The following is a 23001-nucleotide window of genomic DNA, read 5'->3' as shown; positions in this document are numbered from 1 at the left end:
GGTCCCCTCCTACGTCGCCTCGCGGATCGCCTGCGGAACCAGCAGGTGATCCGGAAGCACGATCCCGATCGGCAGGGCCGCCGCGAACGCCGACGCCTGCGAGCCATACATCCGCCGCAGTTGGACACGCGCCGGCGGCGCCAGCACATCGATCGCCGCCGCGGCGTTCGGCAGTTCCTCAAGGGAGTTGACCGTCGCGGTCACCAGCATCGCGAACCGGACCAGCCCCGCGCCCTTCGCCTCCTCCTGCGCCGACTGCTCGGCCGCGGCGACCGCCACCGTGTCGCGGGCGGCTGGCTTGTTGCCGCCCAGCTTGAAGCGCGCGTCGCGCCGGTCGCGCTCGACGAGTTGGGCGGCCTGTGCGGGGTCGTGCGGCCGGTACATGAGGGTGACGCGCTTACGGGCGATGTCGCGGTGCGGCGCGAGCAGGCCGGTCAACACGGTCGAGAGGACCTCACCGCGCGGCGCCTCCGACATGCCCCAGGTGATCGAGGCGGCCGAGTCGTGGATGTAGTGGCCCCACGCCTCCTGCGCGGCGACCGGCCCCGCGTCAGACCAGGTGAGCCCCGAACCCCCGGACGCCTGTGCCTGCTCGATCAGTACCTGCACCGAGGGGTCGTAGGCGACCCGCACCATCTCGGCCAACTGCTGGGGGGTCATGGGCCGTGCCTCACCCGCCCCGGTCATCCCGAGCCGGGCCGACAGGCCGGGCAGCCGGGTGCCGATCTCACGCGCCATCTCCGCCCGGTCGCGACGCTTGGCACCTGGCCGGGGCGCGGCGGAGTACGTCACCGAGACCCGCGCGCTCACCTGCGCCGAACCGGTGGGGTAGCTCTGCACGACCTCCTGGAGCATGGCTCGCGCCAGCGGGGGTGCCTCGGCCTTGAGGTTGGCCTCCACCTCGCGCGAGAGCCGGGTACCGGGGTCGGGCGCGGTCTCGATCGAGACCGAGGCCGCCACCAGCGACGGCTCGTGCGCCAGCGAGGCCAGCCACGCGCCCCAGTAGGCAACCCATGTGTCGACCTGGTCGGTGTCGACCAAGGCGGCGCCGTCCGCACCGCAGGCGAAGACCGCGGAGTAGTGGCCGGTGGAGGGCACCTCGATCAGACCGAACGGCCGACCGTAGGAGTCCCGGGCCTCGTGCACGGTGGACGCCGCCGCGAGCCCCGGCAGACGGAAGCTCCCCGAAGCGGTCAGACCGAGCGGGCCGGACCGGTAGATGTGCTGCCCGGCCGAACGGCCGCGGTTGAAGGCGATGCGTGCGATGGCGCGCTGCAACAGAGTCCTCCCATGGCGGTCACGAAAGAAGAGCGGCGCGAGCATGAGGCCGACCAGGCCGAGGATGACCACACCCGCGACCAGCGAGATCATCATCGCGATGACGGTGAGGACCAGGCCCCCGAGCAGGACGATCGTCCCCGCGAGGCCCAGACTCCCGATCCCCGGCGATGTCGGTTTGCGCCAGTTCCCGTATGTACGCGGCCCGGCCTCTTCGACGGCGGCCACTTACGATCCCTCCCCTGTCGTGTGCTGAACGGCGCCCTGAGCGGCTCCCTTGATCTTTTGGGCCGCCTGCGCGCCTGCGGCGACCGCGATGCCCGCCGGGCCCGCCGCGGCTCCCGCTCCGGCCGCGCCGCCCGCTGCCGCGCCGCCACCGGCGCCTGACGCCGCACCGGCGCCCGCACCGCCTGCGCCCGCACCGCCAGCTCCGGCTGCTTCGGCTCCGCCCTCGGCGCCCATGGGAGCACCGCCGCCACCGCCGCCTTGGCCCTGGCCTTGGCCGCCGCCGCTGCTGGTCGGAGTCTGGTTCGAGCCCGTGGGGCCGCTGTCGTCACCACCACCGCCGCCACTACCGCCACCACCGCCGCCACCGCTGCTGCTCTGAGCGCCCTGACCCAGCATCCGGGCACCGGTCGCGATACCCGCACCGGCCAGGGCGGCCCCGGCGCCGCCGCCACCGCCGCTCACGGCGCTGACGGCCGGGACGATGAACCGCATCAGGGCGGGGAGGGCTACCACGGACATGATGATCATCGCGAGACCGGAGAGCACGTCCGTGAGGCCCTGCTGTTTCATACTCACGATCGCGTAGGCGTAAATCGTCGCGGCGACGGGCTTGTAGAGCACGAACGCCAGAAGCCAGCCACAGGCCTTCTTGAAGGCCGCTTGACCACTCTCTGTTCCTGATACGGACGCTGTGACCGGCAACAATCCCGTGAGCAGTCCGAGCATCGCGAAACGCACCAGCATGAGCATGAGTTGGACGATGCAGGAGAGGATCGCGATCAGGCCCATCACGATCACCAACATGAGAGACATGCTGCTGGTGGACAGCACCGTGAGGTTCTTCATCGCCGAACCGAAGTCAGAACTGGCACTCGTTTGCAGGGACTGCTGCAGTATCCATTCCGAGAAGTCGTCGCCGGCTTTCGTGAGGAGCTCGATGACAGCCACGGAACAACCGGAGACCACAACGAGGTTGAACAGCCCCCGAAAGGCTGCCTTCGCTGGCTCGGCTCTACGCTGCCATGCGAGCTTTCCCGCTGCGATCAGCAGGCCCAGCACCGCGAAAGCACCGACCAGCCAACTCGTGTCGGTCCACAGGAACGCCACCGCTCCCACGGGCTGCCCAGTGTCGGTTGACCCGACCGTGGGCGTCGGCACATGGGTCCACAGCGACGCCAACGCCCCGATCATGTCTGCCTCGGCTGTCTGGACAGCGGAGGCGATGTCATTGATGATCCCCGAAGTGACCGCGTGGGTCGTGCAGTTGATGGGGTGGATAATCCAGGAACCGACACCACACATCGTTCACACCCCCCGGAACTGTATTGCGGTCATGAGAGGCCACTCCAAGGGACGTAGCCGTCCAGGCTGGTGATCTGGGAAACGTTGGAGCTGTCCGCCCCGGTGCTCTGCAGTTGGATCTTCCAGTCCCCCTGATACCAACGCAGCGTGAAGGTCGCCGTGTTCATCGAGGAGTCGGGCATCTTCACCACGATGTTGATGGTCGCGGTATCCGGCTGGTAGCTGACGAACTGGAAGCCAGCCAGTTGACCACTTGGAGAGTTGCCGCCCTGGTCGGTCATCGAAGAAAGCCGGGCGATATCGCTGTCCAACACCGGTCCCGGTACCGCAGCCGACTTGAGAATCGCGACGATTTGGGAGTTTGTCGCCACCCCCATCCGCTGACCGATCTGGGAGACGGCGAGGAGAGCGCCCAACGGCGTATGAGCAAAGCAGCTCGGCACACCGCCGCTCTCCTTCCCCGGCCCCGCGATCGACGATGTCGGCACCGCCGTGCCAGAGACCAGTTCCCACTTGATGTTGGGGGGCGTACTCGTCGGCACGGTCTGGCTGGTGTCGCTCAGGCCACATGCGTTGCCCAGCGCGCCCGGGGCGCTGGTGGCGGTCGACTGGCCGCTGGCCGTCGGCTGCCCGCCGCTGGCCTTCGCGACCGGTGTGGTGGCCTTGCCACCGCCGTTCGCGATGACCAGGACGGCAGCCAGCACGACCACAACCGCCAGGAAGACAGCCGCCGCGAGGAACCCGGGGCGACGGAATGGACTGGTCCGCTCTTCTCCGGTGGGGAGGTCGTCAATGCCCATGGAGATTTCCTCCTCCTCTTACCTGGTCAGACCAGCGCGCCAACAAGTGCCGACGCCGCACCGACCAGGACGCAGGCACCCAGCACGTAGGCGATGCCGACCATGTGCTGACCGCCCTCACCGCGGTTGTGCATCACGGCCATCCGGCCCGCGACCATCAGGACGCCCGCGACGCAGACGCCGCACACGATCCAGGCGACCCATCCGAGGACCGTGGTCAGCTTGTCCCCGCCGGGTGGCTGGGACCCCTCGCCGGGGTTGACCACGGCAAGGACCTGGTAGCCACGGCTCACGGCGGCCAGGGCGAGTTCACGCATGGGGAGTACCTCCAGAGACAACACGGGAAAGATCTTGTTCGATCCGGCGGAACGCCGGGTGCTGGGGGGCGGGGGGAGCACCGCATCGGAACTCCTCGACCCAGGGAATCTCCCATACGCGCGGGAAGCCACCGGAGACCAGGTGCGCGAACTCGCGTAGCGGCTTTGGCAGTTTGCCAGGCGCGTCGATCACCAGAACCAGCCCCAGGACCTCGACGCCCTCCGGCGTGCTCCCGGAGGCCCACTGGCGTGCAGCCGCCTGAGCCATCGTCAAACCGTGGAAGTGGGTGCGGGCGACCACCACGACCCTCGCGAGGTCGGGTCGTTGCGGAGCTGGCCAACGACCGTGCGCGTCGGCGGCGTTGGTGTGCGCGAGCGCGGTGGCGAGGGTGCTGGCTCCAGCACCTCCGTGGCAGCCCACCCACCACCACGAGGGCGGGGCGACGTCCCTGGACGCCGATACCGGAAAGGTCGGCAGTCCGGTATCGGGCGCGTCAACTGCGTTGGGTTGCGGACGAGTTGGACCTGCGTGGGTGACAACAGACTGGGGAATTGCACCTTGCACAGGAGACACTGCCTGTGTGGGCCTGGTCACCCATGGGTTGACTTCCTGCAATTCGACTCCTCCCCCGTACTGGCCTGTGAGTGTAAAGGAAGTCACTGACAGCAGGGAGCCGGGCTTAGCGGATTGGGCACGGTTGCGGCTATCGTCGTTGCGATTGCCCCGCTCGGGCGGAGCAATTCACGGTCATTCAGCGTCATTTGGGGGGATGATGGTCGACGTCGGCGACATAGCCCAACTCGGCAAAGTTGACACATGCCGCCGTTTCGGACAAGTCGAGCTGTCCAGCGCAACCCGCCATGAAATGAGGCGCGTTACGTGGGCGGTGTGAAGGGCTGCGGACTTTTCGCGAGCGGCGGTGTCTTCTTCTTCATCTTCTGCCTGCTGATGCTGTTCATGATGGCGGGCGGAGGCGACTCGGCGAGCGCCGGTGGTCTGGGGCTCGCCACCAACAGCGTGCCGACGGCTTATCTGCGGTGGGTCCAGGCGGCGGGAGCCGAATGCAAGGCAGTCTCCGCTCCGCTGATCGCCGCTCAGATACAGCAGGAAAGCGGCTGGAATCCCAACGCGGTCAGCCCCGTCGGCGCCGAGGGCATCGCCCAGTTCATGCCCGAGACCTGGCCGAACTGGGGCAAGGACGACGACGGCACCCACAACGTGAGCCCGTTCAACGCGGCCGATGCCATCATGGCGATGGGGCGGTACGACTGCGCCATCGCCAAGGAGGTGGCGAACGTGCCCGGCGACCCGATCGCCAACATGCTGGCCGGGTACAACGCGGGCTCCGGAGCCGTCGTGCGGTACAACGGCGTTCCGCCCTACGCGGAGACCCAGGGGTACGTCACCTCGATCGAGGCCCTGATGAAGAAGTTCGAGGCACCACTCGCCCCCGGCGGCGGTGGTGGAACAGCCTTCGGCCAGGCCGAGATCGCGGCGGCCGAGAAGTACATCGGTCTGCCCTACGTCTGGGGCGGCGGTGCGCCCTCCGGCCCGACGGGCGGCGGCTTCGACTGCTCAGGACTGGTGCTGTACGCCGTCTACCAGGCATCCGGCGGAAAGATCGAACTGCCGCACTCCTCCGAGGAGATGGCCACCATGGGTACCGAAGTCCCCAGGAATCAGATGCAGCCCGGTGACGCGATCGTTATCCAAACGGAGGGCCCCGGCGACTACTCCCACGTCGTGCTGTACATCGGCGGCGGCCAGATCGTCGAGGCACCGCACACCGGGGCTTTCGTGCGCACCGCCCCGCTCAGCCAGTACGACGGCATGGTGCAGGACGTCAGGAGGTTCGGGTGACCGCCGCACATCGACGCTTCGCAGCGACGGCCGTCGTGTCGTTGGTGCTGGTCACCGCGGTCGGCTGCGGCGGCGGCCGCGCCGCGTCCACCTCACCGGGCCCAACGGCCGCCACCGGGCTGCCCAGTTCGCAACCGCTGCCCTCCGGCAAGGCGGGGAGCCCTCCGGTGCCTCTCCCCGCGCCGTCCGGTGTCGACCGGCAGGACCCGACCGCGGTGAGCAAAGCCGTGATCACCGTCCAGTGGACGGTCGACACGACCATCGACGCCTCCCAGTACCAGGCCGAGCTGCGCTCCGGCCCGTTCCTCGCCCCCGACTACCTGGCCGGCCTGAAGTCCATCCCGCCCGTCGCCGCGCCCGGAGCGCAGTGGAGCCAATGGGCCCAGCACCGCGCCTACACCACCGTGACCGCGCGTGCGGAGCACGACGACCAACCGGCCGACTCTGCCACTCTGGCCCGTCGCCAGTGGGGCATTATCGTTACCCCGCACGGCCGCGACGGCTGGACCGGAAGTCCGACGACCGCGACCGTGTTCGTAACCATGACCCGCGCTGACACCAGATCTCCCTGGCTCGTCTCCGCGGTCAACGTCTCCTCCTGAGCCGAGCACGCGACGCGACCATGACCAGACCCCGCTTCGAGGACGTACCGCGCCATCCCCGCCTCTCCCTGATCGTCACGGCGGACCGTCAGGCGTCCCTCGACGGCACCCCCGTCGAGGTGCCCGACGGCACCGACCCCCGGGTCGCCGTCTGCAAGGCGGCGGTCGCCCGGGCACGAGAACTCGGCCGTCCCGTGAGCGCCGTGCTCCGGGAAGCGGACGGCCAGCGCTGGCCCATGATCATCACGCCGGAGGGGGGCGTCTTCCAGGGGGAGCGGCCACTGCGACGGCGTGACGCGTCGCAGGCCCCGTCCGGCCTCCCGCAGTCACCGCCCGCGCAGGAGCAGCCGGACACCGCACGGCCCCCCGCCGCGACGTCGCCCGCCGTCTCCGCCGAACAGGCCCCGCGAGCGTCGGAGTACCTCCCGGCCGAACCGCTCGCCGCGCCGCCCCCGAGCGGTGCCCAAGCCCCGCCGGAGGCCGCCCCTCCCGTCGTACCGCCGGTCCGCGCGCCCAGTGAGGAGCACCCGGCGCCCCAGGACGTGGACCCCGACAGCGTGCCCGCCTGGCCACTGCTCACCATCACCCTCACCGCGGAGGGCACGGCCCTGGTCAACGACGTGCCCGTGCCGCAGCCGCCGGGCGTCGACCCCCGCGCCGCGGCCGTCGCCGCGGCGGCCGGTCACATCGGGCAGCTCGGCCTGGCCCGTCCGGTCCGCGCCAACGCCACCGACCCGGACGGCACCGTCTGGCCCCTGATCATCCATCCCAACGGGACCGCGACCGCAGCCGGTCCCGCTATCCGCCCGGAGCGCGGTCGCCGCTGGTTGCGCCGCAAGGGGTGAGCAGCCCGCTCCCGCAACTCACCGCGCCTCAGCGGCGGTTCACACCGCCCTGACCGTCACGTCCCCGGTCTCGGCCTTCGCCGTGATGGTGTGCGGGCTGTGGTCGTCCCGGGTGACGTCGACGCTGACCTTGCCGGTCTGGGCGCTGGCCTGCACCGCGTACGGCGTGCCGCGCGGCACGGTGACGTGGACGCTGCCGGTCTGGGAGGTGGCGTAGACGGTGGACGGGGTGTGGTCGAACGTCGCCCGTACGTCACCGGTCTCGGACGTCAGGTGTGCCTGGCCGCTGGCCAGCCGGTCCCCGGTGACCGATCCGGTGTCGGTGCTGGCCGTCACCAGGCCGCCCATCGCGCTGATCGTCACGTCGCCGGTGTTCGCGGTGACGGAGACCGCCGTACCGGTCGGCACGCGCACGTCGTAGTCGACGCCGCAGTCCTGGCAGTCGTAGGTCAGGGTCAGCGTGCCGTCGGCGGTGGTGTGGGTGGTGTGTGGGGGGGCGCTTTGGTAGTTCTGTCTCTCGGTGACGCTGACGGTTGAGCCCCCGCCCGTCACTCTCACGTTCCCGGTGTGGCCCTGGATGACCAGCTTGCGCACCGAATCGCGCACCCCGTAGCTGACCGTGCGGTGCTTCTCCGGAGCGGGCCCTGAGCAGGCGGACAGCAGCACGGCGGCACCGAACAGCAGGATCACAGGACGGCGGATCATCACGATTCCCCCTCGACGGGCTTACTGGATCGTCACAGGGTGCCATGGGCCGCCCGAAAACGTAGGCCCGGGCAACGGGTGCCCGCAAAACGGCCGAGCGGCCGACCCCCGGAGGGGTCGGCCGCTCGGTGCGATGCTCGCCTGGAGGCGACGTCAGGCGTTGTACGGCCCGTAGTCGTAGTCCTCCAGCGGGACGGCCTGGCCGGAGCCGGTGCCGAACGGCGAGTAGTCGATGTCGTCGTAGCCGACGGCCGAGTACATGGCGGCCTTGGCCTCCTCGGTCGGCTCGACCCGGATGTTGCGGTAGCGGGACAGACCCGTACCGGCCGGGATGAGCTTACCGAGGATGACGTTCTCCTTCAGGCCCAGCAGGGAGTCCGACTTGGCGTGGATCGCCGCGTCGGTGAGCACCCGGGTCGTCTCCTGGAAGGAGGCGGCCGACAGCCAGGACTCGGTGGCCAGCGAGGCCTTGGTGATACCCATCAGCTGCGGACGGCCGGAGGCGGGGTGACCGCCCTCGGCGACGACCCGGCGGTTCTCCTGCTCGAACCGGCCGCGCTCGACCAGCTCACCGGGCAGCAGCTCCGCGTCGCCCGACTCGATGATCGTCACCCGGCGCAGCATCTGCCGGATGATGATCTCGATGTGCTTGTCGTGGATCGACACACCCTGCGAGTTGAAGACCTTCTGGACCTCGCCCAGCAGGTGGATCTGCACGGCCCGCTGGCCGAGGATCCGCAGCACGTCGTGCGGGTTCTCGGTACCGGCCATCAGCTTCTGGCCGACCGTGACGTGGTCGCCCTCGTCCACCAGCATCCGGCCACGCTTGGAGACGCTGTAGGAGATCTCGTCGCTGCCGTCGTCCGGGGTGATGACGATCTTGCGGGTCTTCTCGGTCTCCTCGATGCGGACCCGGCCCTCGGCCTCGCTGATCGGGGCCAGACCCTTCGGGGTACGGGCCTCGAAGAGCTCGACCACACGCGGCAGACCCTTGGTGATGTCGTCACCGGCCACACCACCGGTGTGGAAGGTACGCATCGTCAGCTGGGTGCCGGGCTCACCGATCGACTGGGCCGCGATGATGCCGACGGCCTCGCCGATGTCCACCAGCTTGCCGGTGGCCAGCGAGCGGCCGTAGCACATGGCGCAGGTGCCGACGGCGGACTCGCAGGTGAGGATCGAGCGGGTCTTGACCGTCTCGACACCGTGCAGGATCAGCTGGTCGATGAGCACGTCGCCGAGGTCGGTACCGGCCGGGGCCAGCACCTTGCCGTCGACCACGATGTCCTCGGCCAGGCTGCGCGCGTACACGCTGGTCTCGACGCCGGTCGCCTTGCGCAGCACGCCGTCCTCGCCGCGCTCGGCGATGGCCAGCTTCAGGCCGCGGTCGGTGCCGCAGTCCTCCTCGCGGATGATCACGTCCTGCGAGACGTCCACCAGACGACGGGTCAGGTAACCCGAGTCGGCGGTACGCAGCGCGGTGTCCGCGAGACCCTTACGGGCACCGTGGGTGGAGATGAAGTACTCCAGCACGGTGAGACCCTCACGGAACGACGCCTTGATGGGCCGCGGGATGGTCTCGTTCTTCGCGTTGGACACCAGACCACGCATACCCGCGATCTGACGCATCTGCATCATGTTTCCACGAGCACCCGAGTCGACCATCATGAAGATCGGGTTGGTCTTCGGGAAGTTCTCGTTCATGGCCTCGGCAACCTCGTTGGTCGCCTTGGTCCAGATCGCGATGAGCTCCTGGGACCGCTCTTCCTTGGTGATCAGACCGCGCTCGTACTGCTTCTGGACCTTCTCGTCCTGCGCCTCGTAGCCCGCGAGGATGGTCTTCTTCGCCTCGGGGACGACGACGTCGGAGATCGCGACGGTGACACCGGAACGGGTCGCCCAGTAGAAACCGGCCGACTTCAGGTTGTCCAGCGTCGCCGCGACGACGACCTTCGGGTAGCGCTCGGCGAGGTCGTTGACGATCTCGGAGAGCTGCTTCTTGCCCACCGAGTAGTCGACGAACGGGTAGTCCTCGGGCAGCAGCTCGTTGAACAGCGCCCGGCCCAGCGTGGTGGTCAGCCGGAACGGGTCACCCTGCTGCCACTCCGGCTCACCCTCCTCGGCCACCGGCGGGGTCCAGCCACGCGGCGGCACGGTGCCGACCGGGAACCGGATGTCCACCTTTGCCTGGAGCGACAGCTCGCGGGCGTCGAGCGCCATGATGGCCTCGGCGACCGAGCCGAACGCCCGGCCCTCGCCCTTGACCTCGCGCTCCTCGGAGTCCGTGGTGAGGAAGAACAGACCCAGGACCATGTCCTGCGTCGGCATCGTCACCGGACGGCCGTCGGCGGGCTTGAGGATGTTGTTCGAGGACAGCATCAGGATGCGGGCCTCGGCCTGCGCCTCCGCGGACAGCGGCAGGTGCACGGCCATCTGGTCACCGTCGAAGTCCGCGTTGAACGCGGTGCACACCAGCGGGTGGATCTGGATGGCCTTGCCCTCGACCAGCTGCGGCTCGAACGCCTGGATGCCCAGACGGTGCAGGGTCGGCGCACGGTTCAGCAGCACCGGGTGCTCGGCGATGACCTCTTCCAGCACGTCGTACACGACCGTGCGGCCGCGCTCGACCATGCGCTTGGCCGACTTGATGTTCTGCGCGTGGTTGAGGTCGACCAGGCGCTTCATCACGAACGGCTTGAACAGCTCCAGCGCCATGGCCTTGGGCAGGCCGCACTGGTGCAGCTTGAGCTGCGGGCCGACGACGATGACGGAACGGGCCGAGTAGTCGACGCGCTTACCGAGCAGGTTCTGCCGGAAGCGGCCCTGCTTGCCCTTGAGCATGTCGGACAGCGACTTCAGCGGACGGTTGCCCGGGCCGGTGACCGGACGGCCGCGGCGGCCGTTGTCGAACAGCGCGTCGACGGCCTCCTGGAGCATCCGCTTCTCGTTGTTCACGATGATCTCGGGGGCACCGAGGTCAAGGAGACGCTTGAGACGGTTGTTCCGGTTGATCACACGGCGGTACAGGTCGTTCAGGTCGGAGGTCGCGAAGCGGCCACCGTCCAGCTGCACCATCGGGCGCAGGTCCGGCGGGATCACCGGGACGCAGTCCAGCACCATGCCGTTGGGGCTGTTGCGGGTCTGCAGGAACGCCGAGACGACCTTGAGGCGCTTGAGCGCACGGGTCTTCTTCTGGCCCTTGCCGGTCCGGATGATCTCGCGGAGCTTCTCGGCCTCCTCCTCCAGGTCGAAGGACTCCAGGCGCTTCTGCAGCGCCGCGGCGCCCATGCCGCCCATGAAGTAGGTGCCGAAGCGGTCGCGCAGCTCGCGGTAGAGCAGCTCGTCGCCCTCCAGGTCCTGGACCTTGAGGGACTTGAAGCGGGACCACACCTCGTCGAGACGGTCGATCTCGCGCTGCGCGCGGTCGCGCAGCTGCTTCATCTCGCGCTCGGCGCCCTCGCGCACCTTGCGGCGCACGTCGGCCTTGGCGCCCTCGGCCTCCAGCTCGGCCAGGTCGGCCTCGAGCTTCTTCTGCCGGGCCTCGACGTCGGCGTCACGGCGCTGCTCGATCTGCTGGCGCTCGACGGAGACCTGGGCCTCCAGCGACGGCAGGTCGCGGGTGCGGCGCTCCTCGTCCACCCACGTGATCATGTAGGCGGCGAAGTAGATGACCTTCTCCAGGTCCTTCGGCGCCAGGTCCAGCAGGTAGCCCAGGCGCGACGGGACGCCCTTGAAGTACCAGATGTGCGTGACGGGCGCGGCCAGCTCGATGTGGCCCATCCGCTCACGGCGCACCTTGGCGCGGGTCACCTCGACACCGCACCGCTCACAGATGATGCCCTTGAAGCGGACGCGCTTGTACTTGCCGCAGTAGCACTCCCAGTCCCGGGTGGGGCCGAAGATCTTCTCGCAGAAGAGGCCGTCCTTTTCGGGCTTGAGCGTGCGGTAGTTGATGGTCTCCGGCTTCTTAACCTCGCCGTGCGACCACTGACGGATGTCGTCCGCGGTGGCCAGGCCGATCCGCAGCTCGTCGAAGAAGTTGACGTCGAGCACTGGTCGTCAATCCCTCTTTCGGGGTCGAAAGTCAAACATGGTCTGGACGGGTCCGGGGAGGGCGGCCGGGGGCTCCGCAGAGCCCCCGGCCCCCGTCAGACCTCTTCGACGCTGCTCGGCTCGCGCCGGGACAGGTCGATACCGAGTTCCTCCGCAGCGCGGAAGACATCCTCGTCGGTGTCACGCATTTCGATGGACATACCGTCGCTGGACAGCACCTCCACGTTCAGGCAGAGCGACTGCATTTCCTTGATGAGCACCTTGAAGGACTCGGGAATGCCGGGCTCGGGGATGTTCTCGCCCTTGACGATGGCCTCGTAGACCTTCACACGGCCGAGAACGTCGTCGGACTTGATGGTCAGCAGCTCCTGGAGGGCGTACGCGGCGCCGTAGGCCTCCAGCGCCCACACCTCCATCTCGCCGAAGCGCTGGCCACCGAACTGGGCCTTACCACCCAGCGGCTGCTGGGTGATCATCGAGTACGGACCGGTGGACCGGGCGTGCAGCTTGTCGTCCACCAGGTGGTGCAGCTTCAGGATGTACATGTAGCCGACGGAGATCGGCGCCGGGAACGGCTCGCCGGAGCGGCCGTCGAACAGCCGGGCCTTACCCGAGGGCAGCACCATCCGGTCGCCGTCCCGGTTCGGGATCGTCGACTCGAACAGACCGGCGATCTCGTCCTCGCGGGCACCGTCGAAGACCGGGGTGGCGACGTTGGTGCCGGGCTCGACCCGGTCGGCCTCGATGGCCTGCAGGCGGCGCGCCCACTCCTCGGCGATGCCGGAGACGTCCCAGCCCTGCTTGGCCAGCCAGCCCAGGTGGATCTCCAGGACCTGTCCCGGGTTCATTCGGGACGGCACACCCAGCGGGTTGAGGATGATGTCGACCGGGGTGCCGTCCTCCAGGAACGGCATGTCCTCGACCGGGAGGATCTTGGAGATGACACCCTTGTTGCCGTGCCGGCCGGCGAGCTTGTCACCGTCGGTGATCTTGCGCTTCTGCGCCACGTAGACGCGGACCAGCTGGTTCACGCCCGGCGGCAGCTCGTCGCCCTCCTCGCGGTCGAAGACGCGCACGCCGATGACCTTGCCGGTCTCACCGTGCGGCACCTTCAGCGAGGTGTCACGGACCTCACGGGCCTTCTCACCGAAGATCGCGCGCAGCAGGCGCTCCTCCGGGGTCAGCTCGGTCTCACCCTTCGGGGTGACCTTGCCGACCAGGATGTCCCCGGCGACGACCTCGGCACCGATGCGGATGATGCCGCGCTCGTCGAGGTCGGCCAGGACCTCCTCGGAGACGTTCGGGATGTCCCGGGTGATCTCCTCGGGGCCGAGCTTGGTGTCACGGGCGTCGACCTCGTGCTCCTCGATGTGGATCGAGGAGAGGACGTCGTCCTGCACGAGGCGCTGCGACAGGATGATCGCGTCCTCGTAGTTGTGGCCCTCCCACGGCATGAAGGCGACCAGCAGGTTCTTGCCGAGCGCCATCTCGCCCTGGTCGGTGGACGGACCGTCGGCCAGCACCTGCCCGGCGACCACCCGGGCGCCCTCGTCCACGACGACCTTCTGGTTGAAGGACGTGCCCTGGTTGGAGCGGTTGAACTTGGCGACCCGGTACGTGGTGTACGTGCCGTCGTCGTTGGCGACGGTGACGTAGTCCGCGGAGACCTCCTGGACCACACCGTCCTTCTCAGCGGTGATCACGTCACCGGCGTCGACCGCGGCGCGGTACTCGATGCCGGTACCCACCAGCGGCGCCTCGGCCTTCAGCAGCGGCACCGCCTGGCGCATCATGTTCGAACCCATGAGCGCGCGGTTGGCGTCGTCGTGCTCAAGGAACGGGATCATGGCGGTCGCGACCGACACCATCTGGCGCGGCGAGACGTCCATGTAGTCCACGTCCTGCGACGGCACGAGGTCGACCTCGCCGCCACGGCGGCGCACCAGCACACGGCCCTCGGCGAAGGTGCCCTCGTCGGTCAGCGCGGCGTTCGCCTGCGCGATGAGATAGCGGTCCTCCTCGTCGGCGGTCAGGTAGTGCACCTCTTCGGTGACCCGGCCTGCCTCGACCTTGCGGTACGGGGTCTCGATGAAGCCGAACGCGTTCACCCGGCCGTACGAGGCCAGCGAGCCGATCAGACCGATGTTCGGGCCTTCCGGCGTCTCGATCGGGCACATGCGGCCGTAGTGCGACGGGTGCACGTCACGGACGTCAAGACCGGCCCGCTCACGGGACAGACCACCGGGACCCAGCGCCGACAGACGGCGCTTGTGGGTCAGACCCGACAGCGGGTTGGTCTGGTCCATGAACTGGGACAGCTGGCTGGTGCCGAAGAACTCCTTGATGGAGGCGACGACCGGCCGGATGTTGATCAGGGTCTGCGGCGTGATCGCCTCGACGTCCTGGGTGGTCATCCGCTCGCGGACGACGCGCTCCATCCGGGCCAGGCCGGTGCGGACCTGGTTCTGGATGAGCTCGCCGACGTTGCGCAGACGGCGGTTGCCGAAGTGGTCGATGTCGTCCACCTCGACCGGAATGGTCTCGCCGTTGGCGGCGACCGTCTCGGTCTCACCGGCGTGCAGCTTGACCAGGTACTTGATGGTGGCGATGACGTCCTCGGTGGTCAGCACACCGGCGTCCAGCGGCTGGTCGGCACCGAGCTTCTTGTTCACCTTGTAGCGGCCGACCTTGGCCAGGTCGTAGCGCTTCGGGTTGAAGTACAGGTTCTCCAGCAGGGTCTGGGCGGCCTCGCGCGTCGGCGGCTCGCCCGGACGCAGCTTGCGGTAGATGTCGAGCAGCGCGTCGTCCTGGCCCTGGGTGTGGTCCTTCTCCAGGGTGGCGCGCATCGACTCGTACTCGCCGAACTCCTCGAGGATCTGCTCGGTGGTCCAACCGAGCGCCTTGAGCAGTACGGTGACGGACTGCTTGCGCTTGCGGTCGATGCGGACACCGACCATGTCGCGCTTGTCGATCTCCATCTCCAGCCAGGCACCCCGGGACGGGATGATCTTGGCGGAGAAGATGTCCTTGTCAGAGGTCTTGTCGATGGTGCTGTCGAAGTACACACCGGGCGAGCGGACCAGCTGGGAGACCACGACACGCTCGGTGCCGTTGATGCAGAAGGTGCCCTTGTTCGTCATGAGCGGGAAGTCGCCCATGAAGACCGTCTGGGACTTGATCTCACCGGTCTCGTTGTTGGTGAACTCGGCGGTGACGAAGAGCGGAGCGGCGTAGGTGAAGTCGCGCTCCTTGCACTCGTCGATCGAGTTCTTCGGAGGCTCGAAGCGGTGGTCGCGGAAGGTCAGCGACATCGACCCGGAGAAGTCCTCGATCGGGGAGATCTCCTCGAAGATCTCCTCCAGACCGGACTTGGTCGGCACATCCTGCCCGTTGTCGAGAGCCGCCTCGACACGAGCCTTCCATGCGGCATTGCCGAGCAGCCAATCGAAGCTCTCGGTTTGCAACGCAAGAAGGTTCGGAACCTCAAGCGGCTCCTTGATCTTCGCGAAGGAGATGCGCAGCGGGGCGGTGCTTGCGCCGTTGTTCGTATTGGCAGTCGAGGCGTTGCGCGAGGCGGCCAAGAGGGGGTCCTTCCGAGGGCTCGGACTCACTACGCGCGTACCGGTCCACCCCTGGGCACACCGGTGACATCCTGGTCTTGGACATCTCCGTTTGTCGGTGCTCAGACTCGGGCTTGCCGCTGGTGACGGGCCAGGCGGCAGCTAACAGGCAGCGCAAAGGGTCAGTGTAGCCACTCGGCACACTGATGTCCAGAGCAGAGATTCGGAGACCGAATCTTCTCCCCCTCGTCATCCATAGGCCCGGCCTCGGCCGGGCACTATTCCGTGGATCCTGCCTGCTGGATCCTCTGTGGGTCCTGCTGGGTGCTGCGCTCGACCTCAGTCATTCCCGCATCGCCCGCGATCCATGCCTCGACACCCGGACCGACATCGCGACGCGTCCTGAGAATTGCGCGCTGCGTCCGGTTCGTCAAGGCCCCCGCCCCTCGGAGATCCTCACATCGGACCCCGCGACGGACCCTCGCGGCGGGACTCGGCGAACCGGCGAAGATCACCATACCCGGGTCCACCGACAACGGCGCGGAACCGGGTGGCCGTGGAGCGGAAGACCGCAGGGCGGCCACCCGAAAGGGTGACCGCCCTGCGGCTGAACAGCCCCTCGAAAGGGGCACACGCGGCCTGTGCCGCGTAGGGCCTTACTTGACCTCGACGGAGGCGCCAGCGGCCTTGAGGGACTCGGCAGCCTTGTCGGCCTGCTCCTTGTTGACCTTCTCCAGGACCGGCTTCGGGGTGCCGTCGACCAGGTCCTTGGCCTCCTTCAGGCCGAGCGAGGTCAGCTCGCGCACGACCTTGATGACCTGGATCTTCTTGTCGCCAGCGCCGGTGAGGATGACGTCGAACTCGTCCTTCTCCTCCTCGGCGGCAGCCTCGCCACCGGCGGCGGCGCCACCGGCGACGACGACCGGCGCGGCAGCGGCGGCGGTGACGTCGAACTTCTCCTCGAAGGCCTTCACGAACTCGGAGAGCTCGATGAGGGTCATCTCCTCGAACTGCGCGAGCAGCTCGTCCTGGGTCAGCTTCGCCATGATGGCGGGTCCTTCCACTAAGTCGGCAGGTGCCGGATGTACATGTCGGCGGGCGTGCGGCCCGCTGTGACCGGCGCGTTCAGGTAGCGCTGGTCAGTGCGCGAGCCGAATTACTCGGCACCGCCCTGCTCGGCCTGCTTGGCGCGCAGCGCGTCCACGGTGCGGACGAGCTTCGACGGCAGAGCCTGGAAGAGCGAGGCAGCCTGGGACTGCTTGCCCTTCATGGCACCGGCCAGCTTGCTGAGCAGCACCTCGCGGGACTCAAGGTCCGCGAGCTTCTTGATCTCGTCGGCGGACAGCGCCTTGCCCTCAAGGACACCGCCCTTGATCACGAGCGCGGGGTTGTCCTTGGCGAAGTCACGCAGCGCCTTCGCCGACGTCACCGGGTCACCGGTAACGAAAGTGATCGCCGTCGAACCCTTGAACAGGTCGTCGAGCGTGGTGATCCCGGCCTCGTTGGCCGCGATCTTGGTCAGCGTGTTCTTGGCCACGCTGTACTGGGCGTCCTCACCGAGCGAACGACGCAGCTGCTTGAGCTGCGCCACGGTGAGACCGGTGTACTCGGTGAGCACAGCGGCGTTGGAGTTGCGGAACTTGTCCGTCAGCTCGGCAACCGCGGCAGCCTTGTCGGGCCTCGCCATGAGCCTCGGCCTCCTTCCGGGTGATTGCGGACCGCTCGGAAGGGGCTTCGAACGTACGAAACGCCCCGGCGCAGGGGCGCACGGGGCGTGGCTCTACCGGACGTGAATCCGGGAGCTGGTCCTCAAACACACCTGCGCGGGCCGTCCGCATCTAGCGGATCCTTCGGTCACCACACCCGGAGATGGGCACGGCGACGACCAGCGGTCTCTGGCTTCTGAGTGAGAGTACGCGACGGTCTCGCCGGGAGGCAAATCGCCTCCCGGCAGGGCACGCGGGCGGCCTCAGCCCTGCTTGGGCATGCCGCCGGAGAGCGCTGCCGACGCGTCGGTGGTGTCGGCGGCCGGGGGCGGCGTGACAGTCACCGTCGTCCCGTAGTCCGAGTAGTAGACGGTCTGCTTGATTTCGCCCTTGGCGGAGTGCATCTGCTCGGTCTTCTTGACCATCAGGTTGTCACCGTTGACCCAGATGTCGATCTGGTCAGTGGTGATCCCGGCCGCGGACATCTGCTGCTTGAGCTGGTCCTGGTCGGCCTGGCTCAGGCCCGGGGTGGTCTGCGTGGTGAGCTTGGCCACGTCCACGGTGCCCGAGTAGTGCGTGGCGTCGACGCCCTTTACGTTCTCCTTGCCGACGACCTTGACGTCACCGCTGGCGATCAGCATCTCGACTGTCTGGTTCGGGTTGCCGTTGTTGATCTGCTGGTGCATCGCCTTGCCCGCGGGCCCCTGCTTGTCCAGCTGGTCGTAGCTGTACTTCATCCAGTGCTTGCCGCCCATGGACTGCGCCATCTGGTCACCGAAGTGCGAGTACATCGCGTCCTTGGCGTAGCGGTACTCGGTGATGCCCATCGCTCCGGCAAGCGACGAGGAACCGGACGAGGTGAGCAACAGGTCGCCCTGCATCCCGTCCGACCAGTCGAGCGCGCCCGAGAAGTGCATGGTGCCCATGGCACCCATGGTGCTGTCCTCGTCCACCTTGGCGGACTTCGCCTGGTCCGTGCTGCTCTTGACCTTCAGCAGGGCGCTGATCGCCGAGCCCACCACCGGCTGCTGCCCGGCGGACGGCGCGCCGGACTGCTTGGCGCCGGTGGACGACTTACCGCCGCCGCAGGCCGAGACCGTGCCCAGCGCGGCGATGACGGCGACCGCCACGGCCACCTTGCGTAGTTGGGTACTGCTCCCGCTTCTCCCCCATGATCGATGTGCGAGGAAGAACGCTAGCGCATGCCCCTGACAAGACGGCCGGACCCCCGGTCACCCGTGGTGAACGGGTGGCCGGGGGTCCGGAAAGCGGCGCGCCGCAGGCTCAGACGGCCTCTTCCTCGACGAGGAGGTTGCGGGTGCGGTTCGGGTCGATCTGGATGCCGGGGCCCATCGTGGTGGTGATGGCGGCCTTCTTGATGTAGCGACCCTTGGCGGCGGACGGCTTCAGCCGGAGGATCTCCTCCAGCGCCGCGCCGTAGTTCTCGACCAGCTTCTGCTCATCGAAGGAAACCTTGCCGATGATGAAGTGCAGGTTCGAGTGCTTGTCGACGCGGAACTCGATCTTGCCGCCCTTGATGTCGGTCACGGCCTTGGCCACGTCCGGCGTCACGGTGCCGGTCTTCGGGTTCGGCATCAGACCACGCGGACCGAGCACCCGGCCCAGGCGGCCGACCTTGCCCATCAGGTCCGGGGTGGCGACGACGGCGTCGAAGTCCAGGCGGCCCTTGGCGACCTCGTCGATCAGTTCGTCGGCACCGACGATGTCGGCGCCCGCGGCACGCGCGGCCTCCGCGCGGTCACCGGTCGCGAAGACCAGGACCCGGGCGGTCTTACCGGTACCGTGCGGAAGGTTCACGGTGCCACGGACCATCTGGTCGGCCTTGCGCGGGTCAACGCCCAGGCGCATGGCGATCTCGACGGTCGCGTCGAACTTGGTGGTCGAGGTCTCCTTGGCGAGACGGACGGCCTCGAGCGGGGCGTAGAGCCGCTCCCGGTCGATCTTGGCGTCCGCAGCCTTGAGGTTCTTGCTGCGCTTCACTGCTGCTCCTACGAGTTAATGGGAGTCGTGGTACGGGCCAGCGCTGGCCCTTCCACGGAAGACCTGGGGGTGGCCGTCAGCCCGCGCCTTTTGATGCTCGGGCTTCCTGCTCACTCGCTGCGCGGACGACCTCGCTTCGCTCGGTCGGCCACTACGCGAGCTCGTGCGTCAGCCCTCCACCGTGACGCCCATGGAACGGGCGGTGCCGGCGATGATCTTCTCGGCGGCGTCCAGGTCGTTGGCGTTCAGGTCGGGCATCTTGGTGGTGGCGATCTCGCGGACCTGGGCGCGGGTGATCTTCGCGACCTTGGTCTTGTGCGGCTCGCCGGACCCCTTGTCCACGCCCGCGGCCTTCAGGATCAGCTTGGCGGCCGGCGGAGTCTTGGTGACGAAGGTGAAGGAACGGTCCTCGTAGACCGTGATCTCCACCGGCACGACCATGCCGCGCTGCGACTCGGTCGCGGCGTTGTAGGCCTTGCAGAACTCCATGATGTTGACGCCGTGCTGACCCAGCGCCGGGCCGACCGGCGGAGCCGGGTTGGCCGCACCAGCCTGGATCTGGAGCTTGATCAGCCCCGTGACCTTCTTCTTCTTGGGAGGCATCTGCTCTCTCCGGGTCCTAGTCGAGAGTGTTTATGCCTGCTGACAGGCATACCGAGCCACGATAACGGGTAGCCCGGCGAAACAGGAAATTGGGGCCCGAGGCACAGCCTCGAGCCCCAACGGGCATGGGTCAGTGAACCCCCGCGCGCCCCTGTCTCAGTTCTTCTGGATCTGGTCGAAGGACAGCTCGACCGGGGTCTCCCGGCCGAAGATCTCGACCAGGCCCTTGACCTTCTTCGAGTCGGCGTTGATCTCGTTGATCGTCGCCTGGAGGGTGGCGAACGGACCGTCGGTCACCGTCACGGAGTCGCCGACCTCGAAGTCCAGTACCTGGACCTCGACCTTCTTCTTCGGCGCGGCCTCGCCGCCCTCGGCGGTCGCGGCGGCCTGCTCCTCGACCTCCGGCGCGAGCATCTTGACGACCTCGTCCAGGGTCAGCGGGTACGGGTCGTAGGCGTTGCCGACGAAGCCGGTGACACCCGGGGTGTTGCGGACGACGCCCCAGGACTCGTTGGTCAGATCCATGCGGACCAGCACGTAACCGGGGAGCTTGTTCTGCTTCACGGTACGGCGGTCGCCGTTCTTGATCTGGACTACCTCTTCCTGCGGCACCTCGGCCTGGTAGATGTAGTCCTCAACGTTCAGCGAGACGGCGCGCTGCTCCAGGTTGGACTTCACGCGGTTCTCGTAGCCGGCGTAGGTGTGGATCACGTACCACTCGCCGGGCTGGCTGCGGAGCTCCTCACGGAACGCGGCGACCGGGTCGACGGGCTCCTCGGCGGGCTCGGAGGCCGCCTCAGCGGACTCCTCGTCGGCAGCGGACTCCTCGTCGGCGACCTCGTGCAGCGCGGCCTCTTCGGCGGGCACACCGGCGACCGCGTCCTCGGCGTCGAGCTCGTCGGTCTGGTCGACTCCCTCGACGATCTCGCGTTCGGTGTCGTCGCCCTCGACCTCGGCCGAAACGGCAGCGTCAACGTCGGCCTCCGCCGCCGCTGCGGTCTCATCGGCGTCGTACAGGTTCGGGTCAGACACGATGGCTGCTTCTTCCTGACTTCAAGGGGTTGAACATGCGAACAGGCGCCCCGCTCGGGCGCCCTTCGCGGGGGTTGTTAACCGAAGACGTACTTAACGAGCTCGGTAAATCCCCAGTCAATCACAGTCACGATGCCGATCATCACAGCAACGAAGGCGATCACCACAGTGGTGTACGACATGAGGTCGTTGCGGTTGGGCCAGACCACCTTGCGCAGCTCGGCGACGATCTGCCGGTAGAACAGGCCCATGCGCGCGAAGGGGCCCTTCTTGCCGCGCTTGCCGCCGCGCTTCTTCTTCGCCTGCGAGTCCAGAGCGCCTTCGGTGGCTTCGGTGGACCGACCACTTTCAGGCGTCGCGGTGGAGCCAGTGGAGCCAATGGCTTCCGTCACTCGTCCTCACCTGAATCCGGGTCATGGCCGGTGCCGCGTCCGGCCCGGCCAGGTGCGTTGTTACGTACGTACGCGCACGCACCCTGGTGGCGAATGCGTGTAGCAGGGCCGGAGGGACTTGAACCCCCAACCGCTGGTTTTGGAGACCAGTGCTCTACCAATTGAGCTACGACCCTTTGGTTCCCCCAACGTACCGCACCCGAACCACCGCACAGAGTGCGCGGCCCGGGGCTGCCCTCGGAGGTCACGAGGGATGAGTGTACGTGTTCAGGGCCCAGCCGTCGAACGAGCAAGGCCGAGCGGGTCGTTCCGGCCACCGTGGACACCGCCGTCCCACGAGTCGACGAGACCATCCACAAACCACCGTGCCACCTCCGGCACCGGTCTGCGACGATGGCAGCCATGACCGCAACTTCCCCCGAAACGTCTCCCACCGACCGACGGGTCTCGGCCCGCATCGGCGCGATCTCCGAGTCCGCGACCCTCGCCGTGGACGCCAAGGCGAAGGCGCTCAAGGCCGCCGGACGCCCGGTCATCGGCTTCGGCGCGGGCGAGCCGGACTTCCCGACGCCCGACTACATCGTCGAGGCGGCGGCCAAGGCCTGCCACGACCCCAAGTACCACCGCTACAGCCCCGCCGGCGGCCTGCCCGAGCTCAAGCAGGCCATCGCCGCCAAGACCCTGCGTGACTCCGGCTACGAGGTCGACGCCTCCCAGGTGCTGGTGACCAACGGCGGCAAGCAGGCGATCTACCAGGCGTTCGCCGCGATCCTGGACCCGGGCGACGAGGTGATCGTCCCGACGCCGTACTGGACCACCTACCCGGAGTCGATCCGGCTGTCCGGCGGCGTTCCGGTGGAGGTCGTGGCCGACGAGACCACCGGCTACCGGGTCACCGTGGAGCAGCTTGAGGCGGCCCGCACCCCGAACACCAAGGTCCTGCTGTTCGTCTCCCCGTCGAACCCGACCGGCGCGGTCTACTCGCGTGAGCAGGTCGAGGAGATCGGCCGCTGGGCCGCCGAGAAGGGCCTGTGGGTCCTCACCGACGAGATCTACGAGCACCTGGTGTACGGCGAGGCCACCTTCTCGTCGCTGCCGGTGGTCGTCCCCCAGCTGCGGGACAAGTGCATCGTGGTCAACGGTGTCGCCAAGACCTACGCGATGACCGGCTGGCGGGTCGGCTGGCTGATCGGCCCGAAGGACGTCGTCAAGGCCGCGACCAACCTGCAGTCGCACGCCACCTCGAACGTGTCCAACATCGCCCAGGTCGCGGCGCTGGCGGCGGTCTCCGGTGACCTGGACGCGGTCGCGAAGATGCGCGAGGCCTTCGACCGGCGGCGCCGGACGATGGTGCGGATGCTCAACGAGATCGACGGCGTGCTGTGCCCCGAGCCGGAGGGCGCGTTCTACGCGTACCCGTCGGTCAAGGGCCTGCTCGGCAAGGAGATCCGCGGCAGGCGGCCGCAGACCTCGGTCGAACTGGCGGCGCTGATCCTGGAGGAGGTCGAGGTCGCGGTCGTCCCCGGCGAGGCCTTCGGCACCCCCGGCTACCTGCGCCTGTCCTACGCCCTGGGCGACGAGGACCTGGTGGAGGGCATCTCCCGCGTCCAGAAGCTGCTCGCCGAGGCCCGCGCCTGATCAGGTCGCGGGCAGCCGTTCCCCCGTTGTGCCCCCGGGCCGCACCGGCCCGGGGGCACGGGGGCGAAGCCCCCGGAA

The 23001-nt window shown here is 68.1% G+C and carries 19 protein-coding genes and 1 tRNA gene; 4 read left to right on the top strand and 16 right to left on the bottom strand.

The annotated features are described in order from the left end of the window. Positions 1-9: 9 nt before the first annotated feature. The 5 genes from NON19_RS20235 to NON19_RS33740 are packed head-to-tail and all read right to left on the bottom strand — an operon-like array spanning position 10 to position 4346. Positions 10-1506 carry an SCO6880 family protein gene (locus tag NON19_RS20235; RefSeq protein WP_255930040.1) on the bottom strand — a complete coding sequence of 499 codons (1497 nt, stop codon included), beginning with the start codon at positions 1504-1506 and terminating at the stop codon, positions 10-12. Then, complete coding sequence (locus tag NON19_RS20230; RefSeq protein WP_255930039.1) at positions 1507-2808, bottom strand: TrbL/VirB6 family protein; 1302 nt, start codon at positions 2806-2808, stop codon at positions 1507-1509. 29 nt (positions 2809-2837) lie between these two features. Beyond that, positions 2838-3608, bottom strand: a complete 771-nt coding sequence (locus NON19_RS20225; RefSeq protein ID WP_255930038.1) for a DUF8175 domain-containg protein — start codon at positions 3606-3608, stop codon at positions 2838-2840. 26 nt (positions 3609-3634) lie between these two features. Beyond that, entirely contained in the window at positions 3635-3925 is a 291-nt protein-coding gene (locus tag NON19_RS20220) for a hypothetical protein (protein WP_255930037.1), read from the bottom strand. Beyond that, positions 3918-4346: a DUF6668 family protein gene (locus NON19_RS33740; RefSeq protein ID WP_372514206.1), complete on the bottom strand. Its 429-nt coding sequence runs from the start codon at positions 4344-4346 to the stop codon at positions 3918-3920. The genes NON19_RS20220 and NON19_RS33740 overlap by 8 nt, the downstream gene beginning before the upstream one ends. Before the next feature lie 459 nt (positions 4347-4805). Between NON19_RS33740 and NON19_RS20215 the strand changes: the two genes are divergently transcribed. From NON19_RS20215 to NON19_RS20205, 3 genes are read left to right on the top strand one after another with little or no spacing between them, the layout of a single operon-like run. Then, positions 4806-5786, top strand: coding sequence for a C40 family peptidase (locus tag NON19_RS20215; protein ID WP_255930036.1), 981 nt, complete (start codon positions 4806-4808; stop codon positions 5784-5786). Then, entirely contained in the window at positions 5783-6388 is a 606-nt protein-coding gene (locus tag NON19_RS20210) for a hypothetical protein (protein ID WP_255930035.1), read from the top strand. Before NON19_RS20215 ends, NON19_RS20210 begins: the two co-directional genes overlap by 4 nt. Before the next feature lie 20 nt (positions 6389-6408). After that, complete coding sequence (locus tag NON19_RS20205) at positions 6409-7233, top strand: hypothetical protein (RefSeq protein ID WP_255930034.1); 825 nt, start codon at positions 6409-6411, stop codon at positions 7231-7233. A gap of 39 nt (positions 7234-7272) precedes the next feature. Here the strand turns inward: NON19_RS20205 and NON19_RS20200 are convergent, their stop codons facing one another. The 11 genes from NON19_RS20200 to NON19_RS20150 all read right to left on the bottom strand — a co-directional run bounded on the left by NON19_RS20200 (position 7273) and on the right by NON19_RS20150 (position 21461). Next, positions 7273-7938, bottom strand: coding sequence for a DUF4097 family beta strand repeat-containing protein (locus NON19_RS20200; RefSeq protein WP_255930032.1), 666 nt, complete (start codon positions 7936-7938; stop codon positions 7273-7275). 153 nt (positions 7939-8091) lie between these two features. After that, a complete protein-coding gene (locus tag NON19_RS20195; RefSeq protein ID WP_255930030.1) occupies positions 8092-11991 on the bottom strand; it encodes a DNA-directed RNA polymerase subunit beta' in 3900 nt (1299 codons plus the stop codon). Positions 11992-12086: 95 nt separating this feature from the next. Further along, positions 12087-15572 carry a DNA-directed RNA polymerase subunit beta gene (gene rpoB / locus NON19_RS20190; RefSeq protein WP_255930028.1) on the bottom strand — a complete coding sequence of 1162 codons (3486 nt, stop codon included), beginning with the start codon at positions 15570-15572 and terminating at the stop codon, positions 12087-12089. A gap of 635 nt (positions 15573-16207) precedes the next feature. Next, positions 16208-16597, bottom strand: coding sequence for a 50S ribosomal protein L7/L12 (gene rplL / locus NON19_RS20185; protein ID WP_255930026.1), 390 nt, complete (start codon positions 16595-16597; stop codon positions 16208-16210). A 110-nt stretch (positions 16598-16707) separates the two neighbouring features. Further along, complete coding sequence (rplJ, locus tag NON19_RS20180) at positions 16708-17238, bottom strand: 50S ribosomal protein L10 (protein ID WP_255930024.1); 531 nt, start codon at positions 17236-17238, stop codon at positions 16708-16710. A gap of 282 nt (positions 17239-17520) precedes the next feature. Beyond that, positions 17521-18387, bottom strand: coding sequence for an SCO4651 family lipoprotein (locus NON19_RS20175; RefSeq protein ID WP_255930022.1), 867 nt, complete (start codon positions 18385-18387; stop codon positions 17521-17523). Positions 18388-18541: 154 nt separating this feature from the next. Beyond that, on the bottom strand, positions 18542-19258 hold the full coding sequence (rplA, locus tag NON19_RS20170) for a 50S ribosomal protein L1 (protein ID WP_255930020.1): 717 nt from the start codon (positions 19256-19258) through the stop codon (positions 18542-18544). 168 nt (positions 19259-19426) lie between these two features. Further along, on the bottom strand, positions 19427-19861 hold the full coding sequence (gene rplK / locus NON19_RS20165; RefSeq protein ID WP_255930019.1) for a 50S ribosomal protein L11: 435 nt from the start codon (positions 19859-19861) through the stop codon (positions 19427-19429). 156 nt (positions 19862-20017) lie between these two features. Further along, positions 20018-20893, bottom strand: a complete 876-nt coding sequence (nusG, locus tag NON19_RS20160; protein WP_255930018.1) for a transcription termination/antitermination protein NusG — start codon at positions 20891-20893, stop codon at positions 20018-20020. A gap of 77 nt (positions 20894-20970) precedes the next feature. After that, complete coding sequence (secE, locus tag NON19_RS20155) at positions 20971-21285, bottom strand: preprotein translocase subunit SecE (protein WP_255930017.1); 315 nt, start codon at positions 21283-21285, stop codon at positions 20971-20973. A 103-nt stretch (positions 21286-21388) separates the two neighbouring features. Beyond that, positions 21389-21461, bottom strand: a tRNA-Trp gene (locus NON19_RS20150). Positions 21462-21687: 226 nt separating this feature from the next. Here NON19_RS20150 and NON19_RS20145 point away from each other — a divergent pair. Further along, a complete protein-coding gene (locus NON19_RS20145) occupies positions 21688-22923 on the top strand; it encodes a pyridoxal phosphate-dependent aminotransferase (RefSeq protein ID WP_255930016.1) in 1236 nt (411 codons plus the stop codon). The last annotated feature ends 78 nt before the right edge of the window (positions 22924-23001 follow it).

Source organism: Streptantibioticus rubrisoli, assembly GCF_024436055.1.
Classification (GTDB): Bacteria; Actinomycetota; Actinomycetes; order Streptomycetales; family Streptomycetaceae; genus Streptantibioticus_A; species Streptantibioticus_A rubrisoli.
Note: the sequence above shows the minus strand (reverse complement) of the source record. Positions and strands in the feature narration are given on the sequence as shown.